Raw genomic sequence first — 6,825 nt, forward strand, 5'->3', positions numbered from 1 at the left:
ACGCGTTCACACATCGACGGGCAGCGCAAACGCCGCAAAGGCGTCGGCTCGGCCATCCGACGCAGCATCCCGGTACGCACCTTCGCCGACTGGCGCAATCCGCCACCCGGCTACTTCGAGATCGACATGGTCGAACACTGTGGTGGCCCGAAGACCGACGGTGGCTTCGTCTGCCCGTCCTGTGGGCATCCGGGAGGATGGCGGCTTGGGGACGACAGGATTGCCCCGGGGCTACGCTCAACTCCGGTTAAATGGACACCCCGGATCTGAATTATCAGACCAAAGCAGCCCATATAGCGCCGCTGAACCTGGCAGGATGACCCGTTAAGGCTCACGAACGCTGGGAAGAACCGGAAAAAAGACCAGTCAGCAAGTGACTGATTGGATTGGGATTTCTGCGAGACAATGCCCCGAAACCCGCATGGCTGCTAGGGGTGCCTACCCCGGTAAATTGCAGAAAAATCAATGGGACCCCTATATAACCGTATCAATCTGCAGGAAAAGGACGATTACCCCGTTTTGGCCGCACATTCCTCAAGCGCAAGCGCGATAAATGCCCTTGCTGCGGCGCTTCGATACGCGCCTTTGCGCAGGAGCAACGCAGCGGTACGCTGCGGCAGCGCTGGCTCGAGGTCCACCTGATGCAGTTCGCCGTGCTCGCGCGCTATCGCGGCCGGCAGCAGCGTTGCGAGCGTGCTGCGGTGCACGAGCTCGATGACCGCGCTGATCGAATTGACCTCCATCGCAATGCGCGGCGTGACACCATGCTGCCTGCAATATCGATCGATATAGTTGCGCGTAGCAAACTCTTCGTTGAGCAGCACGAGCGCTTCGCTCTCGAACTCGCGAAGCGTCAACGCGGCGCGCTTCTTCGCAGACGGATGCGACTTGCCTACCATCATCGCCAGGGCTTCGACGAAAAGCACCTGGGTCTCGATTTCGGGGGAGCGCGTATCGTTGAAAGCGATGCCGACATCGAGCGCATCTTCGTTCAACAACGCCTCCATCCGGTCCTGCGGCATTTCGAGAATGTTCAGCGTGATGCCCGGATAGCGGCGGTTGTACTTCTCCAGCAACGGACCGATCAGGTACGCCGTGAACGTCGGGGTCATCGCGAGCCGCAGCGAGCCGCGGCTCAATTCCTGCACGTCGTGGATCGCCCGCTTTCCTGCCTCCAGGTCTTGCAACGCGCGCCGCGCGTAGTGCACATAGGCCGCACCGGCGTCGGTCAGCTGGATCGTCCGCCCGGACCGATCAAGCAATTGAACGCGCAGCGTGTCCTCCAACTGCCTGATCTGTTGCGACAGCGTCGGCTGCGACACGTGCAGCGCCTCGGCAGCGCGCGTGAAATTGCGGTGTTCCGCCACCGCCAGAAAGTAACGGATATGCCGGAGCAGCATGGAGCTCCCAAACTATTGGTGCGGTCTATAGACACAATAATAAACGAGTCTTGGACGCTATAGCTTGATCGCCGCATGATTCGTCCATCGGTTCTCGACCAACACCCAGATGGAGCAAAACATGCAAGAAATCGTCGACGGCTTCCTGAAGTTCCAGCGCGACGTGTTTCCGCAGCGCTCCGAGCTTTTCAGGCAACTGGCCACGAGCCAGCACCCGCGAACTTTGTTCATCTCATGCTCGGACAGCCGGCTAGTACCGGAACTCGTCACGCAGCGCGAGCCGGGCGACCTGTTCGTGATCCGCAACGCCGGCAACATCGTGCCGTCGTACGGCCCGGAGCCGGGCGGCGTGACCGCCACGGTCGAATACGCGGTCGCTGCACTCGGCGTCACCGACGTGGTGATTTGCGGTCATTCCGATTGCGGCGCGATGACGGCCATCGCCACCTGCAAGTGCATGGACCACATGCCCGCCGTGCGCAACTGGCTGCATTACGCGGATTCCGCGAAAGTCGTCAACGAGGCGCGTGAGCACAAGAGCGAGCGCGACCGGGTCGATTCGATGGTCCGCGAGAACGTCATCGCCCAACTCGCGAACATCAAGACGCATCCTTCCGTGCGGCTCGCGCTCGAACAAGGGCGTCTCGCCCTGCACGGCTGGGTGTACGACATCGAAACCGGCTCGATCGATACGCTCGATGGCACGACGGATCACTTCGTTTCTCTCGCGGCCCATCCGCATGTTTGTGCAACCCCGGCTCGACTGAACCTCGCTGCCTGAATCACCGCTGTTTAACCTCGTTCTATCCCAAGGAGCATCATCATGACGCAGTCCCAATATAGCCAGGCCCCTCGTGAAGCCCTCACCGACGCGATCATTGACGCGAAGGTCCGCAAGAACCTGACGTTCGAGCAGATCAACGAAGGCACGGGCCTCAGCCTCGCATTCGTCACCGCTGCGCTGCTCGGCCAGCATCCGCTGCCCGCCGACGCAGCCAAGGTCGTGGCCGACAAGCTCGAACTCGGCGAAGACGCACTCCGTCTGCTGCAGACCATCCCGGTGCGCGGAAGCATTCCGGGTGGCGTACCGACGGATCCGACGATCTACCGGTTCTACGAAGTGGTGCAGATCTACGGCTCGACTCTGAAGGCGTTGGTGCATGAGAAGTTCGGCGACGGCATCATCAGCGCAATCAATTTCAAGCTCGACATCAAGAAAGTCGACGATCCGGAAGGCGGCTCGCGCGCGGTGATCACGCTTGACGGAAAGTATCTGCCGACCAAACCGTTCTGAGGCAGCTGGGGAATTGTTCTTACGAGAACGACTCCCCATTAGTTTGATCTACATATTATTTTGCCGAAGCCATGAATGCTTCAGGCGCTCACCCAAACTCTATTGCTGTATCAAAATTTTTTTGCGATTTTAAATAGCCGAATGGTCGTCTATTGATTCACGCGATGCGCTCTCGCGATTGAGCGACTGTCCAACGCCGCCAGGTGCGGCCAAGAATAGGAGTTCCACCATGTCAACTTCCATGTGCAATCACCATACCCCTTATGCAGATCCCGTTGCTCCGGCGCTGCCGAAGGCCAATATCGAGCTGGACCTGCCGCGCACGGCGCTCGTGGTCATCGATCCGCAGATCGACTTCATGAGCCCCGAGGGCCGCAGTTGGGGCGTCGTTGGAGAAAGCGTGACGGAGCAGAACCTGGTGCCCAACCTGATCCGTCTTTTTCATGCGGCGAAGCAGGCGGGCATCACCGTTGCGATTTCGCCGCACTACTACTACCCGCATGACCACACCTGGAAGGTACAAGGACCGGCTGAGATGTTCCAGCACGCCTTAGGCATGTTCGACCGCCCGGGCGCTTTGACGACAGAGGGCTTTCGGGGCTCGGGCGCCGACTTCGTCCCGGAACTCAAGCCGTATATCGAGGATGGCAAGACCATCATCTGCTCCACGCACAAACTGTATGGTCCGCAAGTCAACGACCTGACTCTGCAACTGCGCAAACAGCGCGTGGACCAGGTGATCCTTGCGGGCATGGCCGCCAATCTGTGCGTCGAATCCCATCTGCGTGATCTGCTGGAGCAAGGCTTCGAAGTTGCTGTCGTGCGCGACGCCGTAGCAGGGCCGAAGCTACCGGAAGGCGACGGGTATCACGCGGCACTGGTCAACTTCCGCTTCATCGCAAACGCGCTGTGGGATACCAACGAAACCGTGCAGCGGTTGGCCGGAAAGGTTGGAGCAGCCGCGTAGCGCCTGTCATGCGCCAGGGGCAACAGTGGCGCGGCAATGGCAGGGTATATGAATGTCCGATTCAAAGAATGCATAGGGGCGACTCACATGCCTAAGATTCCTTCGCGCTACAGGTATTTCGCCTATGGCGTTATCCAGTCCGGATTAACCTGCTCCATCGCTGCCGCCATCGCAAGCATTTCATTCGTGGAAAATGGCCTGTTCTTTCAGCACTGGCTAAGGTCCTGGAGCGTTTCCTGGCTGACCATGCTGCCGGTTGTCGTGTCGGCCACGCCCATCATTCGCCGCCTGGTCGATCGCATGACAAACCACTCTTAGGAGATAAATGATGTTTACCGCAAACATGCCTATCAATGTCGGAAATACCGCCTTCATGCTGATCTGCGCGAGCCTGGTCATGTTGATGACGCCGGGACTCGCGTTTTTCTACGGCGGCCTCGTGGAGCGCAAGAACGTGCTGGCGGTCATGATGCAGAGCTTCAGCTCACTCGCCTGGACGACCGTGCTGTGGTTCGCATTCGGCTACTCGATGGCCTTCGGCCCGACTTGGCACGGCATCGTCGGCGATCCGACCTACTACGCGTTCCTGCGCGGCATCACGCTGCAGACGATGTTCCAGGGAAACGACGCGGGCATTCCGCTCGTTGTCCACGTCGCGTACCAGATGATGTTCGCGATCATCACACCGGCGCTGATCACCGGCGCCTTCGTCAACCGCGTGACGTTCAAGGCGTACTTCTTGTTCCTCACCGGCTGGCTCATCCTCGTGTACTTCCCGTTCGTGCACATGGTTTGGAGTCCGGAAGGCATCCTCGCGAAGTGGGGCGTGCTCGACTACGCGGGCGGCATCGTCGTGCACAACACGGCCGGGTTCGCCGCGCTCGCTTCTGTGCTCTACGTGGGTCGCCGCCATAGCCTCGAGCACAAGCCCCACAACGTGCCGCTGATCGCGCTGGGCACGGGTCTGCTCTGGTTCGGCTGGTACGGCTTCAACGCGGGTTCGGAACTGCGCATCGATGCGATAACCGCATCGTCGTTCCTCAACACCGACGTCGCCGCCTCATTTGCCGCCGTCACGTGGCTGCTGATCGAATGGCTGAACGCGCGTCAGCCGAAGTTCGTCGGCCTGCTGACCGGCTCGGTCGCCGGGCTGGCTACGATCACGCCCGCTGCCGGCTACGTCTCGCTCCATACGGCCGCGATCATAGGCATTGCCGCGGGCCTGATCTGCTACTACGCGGTCGCGCTGAAGAACAAGCTGGGCCTCGACGACGCGCTCGACGTCTGGGGCGTGCACGGCGTGGGCGGGCTGGCCGGCACGATTCTGCTCGGCGTGTTCGCATCGAAGGCGTGGAACCCGAACGGCGCCGACGGCCTCCTGCTCGGCGGCGGCGATTTCTTCCTCAAGCAACTCGTGGCGGTGATCGTATCCGGCATCTGGGCGTTCGTGTTCACCTGGGGCATGCTGTGGCTGATCGATCGCGTGACGTCCGTCAAGGTCGATGCCGCGGTTGCGCAGCGCGGGCTCGATAGCGGGCTGCACGGCGAAGTCGCTTACCTGAATGAGTGATCCGCGAATACGCGGCTGACAAGATCGCTTAAAGTAAGGCGTGGTGGAAACACCACCGCGCCTTACCTGTTGTCGGACGGATGAATCGAATCGCAGCCAGGCCTACTTCACGTCAGTGATGACACCTAGAGGCCTGCGCGTCTATCCCGTTCATCGACTACGATGTCCTTGCGCTTGTAGCCAATCTCATCGGCGATGAGGTGTGCCGTGGTCAGCGCACGCAACGCGGGGCTCGACACGAGCAGATCGGGCTCCACCCCGCGATCAATCCGGCGCTTGCCCATCTTGGACGCGTCATGGCGACCGCGATCGTCCAACGATCGCTGCCGATCAGGCAAGGACGGATCGTCGCGACTCGCTTTGGCATGCCGCACAAGAAACAAAGTTTTCATGGTCAAGCCGAGGAGGGGCCCCTCAATGATAGCGAGGACCATCAAGTCCGTGCCCTCAACGGGGTAATCGTACCTTTCATGCAATTTCTGGCGGTTTGATCGAAAAATACCTTATCGATCAACGATCTGCGGATCTTCCGATTGGGTGAGAACCGTCAAGCCGCAGAGCCTTGCTGCAGGCGGTTCTGCGCGCGACTACCGCCAGATTTGACACGAAAGGTACGATTACCCCAACGAGGACGCGTCGCCAAACCGACGGGCTCAGGCCGCACAGAGCAATTCGAAGTTGAAGGACGGAGATCGCCGGCCCAGGATCAGAAGCCATGCGCGCATTGTACGTGCCTCATTAGCCTCCTGGCAGTGATCCGGTCGTCTGCCCCCGCTTTGGCCCGGTCTCCGCTTGGGGGCGTGTCTCCAGTGAGCGGCCGAGCGGCCAGCCGCAGACGATCGGCGCCTGCCAACAAACGCCGGTCTCGCGTCCACAGAGCACTGCCGGGTGTCAGCCGGGTAGCACCCGGCAGATGTGCGTCGACATAGCCAATCCCGAGGCCGTACAGCACTTGGTCGCCGATCATCCGTCGACAAACGCTGCCAGCGCTATCCCGGGAATCGGCCGCCGGGCATCGTACTCGACAAGCGTTCACTAGGAGACAACAGGATGTTCGACCTTACCCGAATCAGTGTGATGAGGGGCACCTCACAGCATCAGTGCCGCAACCAATCCGATGGGAACAGAAGTATCGTAAGCGCTCAATAAACGACACGCTGCCCAGGGATCCGTCACCGCTCTCGTCGATGTCCAGATATGGCGGTAGGACGGAACGAACCGGCACACCTTCGTACAGATGACCGGAGGAACCAGGAGGTCACTCATAGCCCTCAATTCCCTCGCCCGCTGGCGGACGGACGGAAATTCTCCGGAAATCACTGGCATTTTTTCTATTCGCCGCCAAAGTTGTTCCTGATGGGGGGCCGAATGCAAATCAGCCCCTATGTAAAGTAGCCTTCTGGCATCTACTGGCCAACATGAATCGGGCGTAGAACAACCTCTTGGCCGCATTGACTACCGACTAAGGGTTCCACCCAGCACCGTATTCGCGCCAACTCCAGGGCATCAAAGTGAGTGATATATCATGCACACTGTAATAAGAGCATATTCGGGAGCAGGCGCTAAGGAACTCTTCGATTTGTTGGAGAGGCGC

General features: G+C 59.9%; 7 protein-coding genes and 1 pseudogene. 6 read left to right on the top strand and 2 right to left on the bottom strand.

The window, feature by feature from the left end; translation table 11 throughout:
* A pseudogene (locus tag ACYP5B_RS44500) lies at positions 1 to 270 on the top strand (hypothetical protein); the annotation flags it as partial.
* A 239-nt stretch (positions 271 to 509) separates the two neighbouring features.
* Here ACYP5B_RS44500 and cynR read toward each other — a convergent pair.
* Positions 510 to 1,400 carry a transcriptional regulator CynR gene (gene cynR / locus ACYP5B_RS44505; protein WP_459573840.1) on the bottom strand — a complete coding sequence of 297 codons (891 nt, stop codon included), beginning with the start codon at positions 1,398 to 1,400 and terminating at the stop codon, positions 510 to 512.
* A 121-nt stretch (positions 1,401 to 1,521) separates the two neighbouring features.
* Here cynR and ACYP5B_RS44510 point away from each other — a divergent pair, with 121 nt between their 5' ends.
* The 5 genes from ACYP5B_RS44510 to ACYP5B_RS44530 all read left to right on the top strand — a co-directional run bounded on the left by ACYP5B_RS44510 (position 1,522) and on the right by ACYP5B_RS44530 (position 5,231).
* Positions 1,522 to 2,181, top strand: a complete 660-nt coding sequence (locus tag ACYP5B_RS44510; RefSeq protein WP_459573841.1) for a carbonic anhydrase — start codon at positions 1,522 to 1,524, stop codon at positions 2,179 to 2,181.
* A 42-nt stretch (positions 2,182 to 2,223) separates the two neighbouring features.
* Complete coding sequence (gene cynS / locus ACYP5B_RS44515) at positions 2,224 to 2,694, top strand: cyanase (RefSeq protein ID WP_459573842.1); 471 nt, start codon at positions 2,224 to 2,226, stop codon at positions 2,692 to 2,694.
* A gap of 229 nt (positions 2,695 to 2,923) precedes the next feature.
* Entirely contained in the window at positions 2,924 to 3,661 is a 738-nt protein-coding gene (locus ACYP5B_RS44520; protein ID WP_459573843.1) for a cysteine hydrolase family protein, read from the top strand.
* Between the two features lie 87 nt (positions 3,662 to 3,748).
* Positions 3,749 to 3,979, top strand: coding sequence for a DUF2798 domain-containing protein (locus ACYP5B_RS44525; protein ID WP_459573844.1), 231 nt, complete (start codon positions 3,749 to 3,751; stop codon positions 3,977 to 3,979).
* A 10-nt stretch (positions 3,980 to 3,989) separates the two neighbouring features.
* Positions 3,990 to 5,231 (top strand): ammonium transporter, encoded by a 1,242-nt coding sequence (locus ACYP5B_RS44530; RefSeq protein WP_459573845.1) that lies wholly within the window; start codon positions 3,990 to 3,992, stop codon positions 5,229 to 5,231.
* A 125-nt stretch (positions 5,232 to 5,356) separates the two neighbouring features.
* On the opposite strand, the gene ACYP5B_RS44535 is transcribed toward ACYP5B_RS44530, so the two are convergent.
* On the bottom strand, positions 5,357 to 5,623 hold the full coding sequence (locus ACYP5B_RS44535; RefSeq protein ID WP_459573846.1) for a SixA phosphatase family protein: 267 nt from the start codon (positions 5,621 to 5,623) through the stop codon (positions 5,357 to 5,359).
* Between the last annotated feature and the right edge of the window lie 1,202 nt (positions 5,624 to 6,825).

It is taken from the genome of Cupriavidus sp. 8B (assembly GCF_054589115.1).

What these genes read in the sequence shown, in the direction of transcription:
- cynS (WP_459573842.1), top strand. Translation starts at nt 2,224, where the DNA reads ATGACGCAGTCCCAATATAGCCAGGCCCCTCGTGAAGCCCTCACCGAC.
- ACYP5B_RS44520 (WP_459573843.1), top strand. Translation starts at nt 2,924, where the DNA reads ATGTCAACTTCCATGTGCAATCACCATACCCCTTATGCAGATCCCGTT.
- cynR (WP_459573840.1), bottom strand. Translation starts at nt 1,400, where the DNA reads ATGCTGCTCCGGCATATCCGTTACTTTCTGGCGGTGGCGGAACACCGC.
- ACYP5B_RS44510 (WP_459573841.1), top strand. Translation starts at nt 1,522, where the DNA reads ATGCAAGAAATCGTCGACGGCTTCCTGAAGTTCCAGCGCGACGTGTTT.
- ACYP5B_RS44525 (WP_459573844.1), top strand. Translation starts at nt 3,749, where the DNA reads ATGCCTAAGATTCCTTCGCGCTACAGGTATTTCGCCTATGGCGTTATC.
- ACYP5B_RS44530 (WP_459573845.1), top strand. Translation starts at nt 3,990, where the DNA reads ATGTTTACCGCAAACATGCCTATCAATGTCGGAAATACCGCCTTCATG.
- ACYP5B_RS44535 (WP_459573846.1), bottom strand. Translation starts at nt 5,623, where the DNA reads ATGAAAACTTTGTTTCTTGTGCGGCATGCCAAAGCGAGTCGCGACGAT.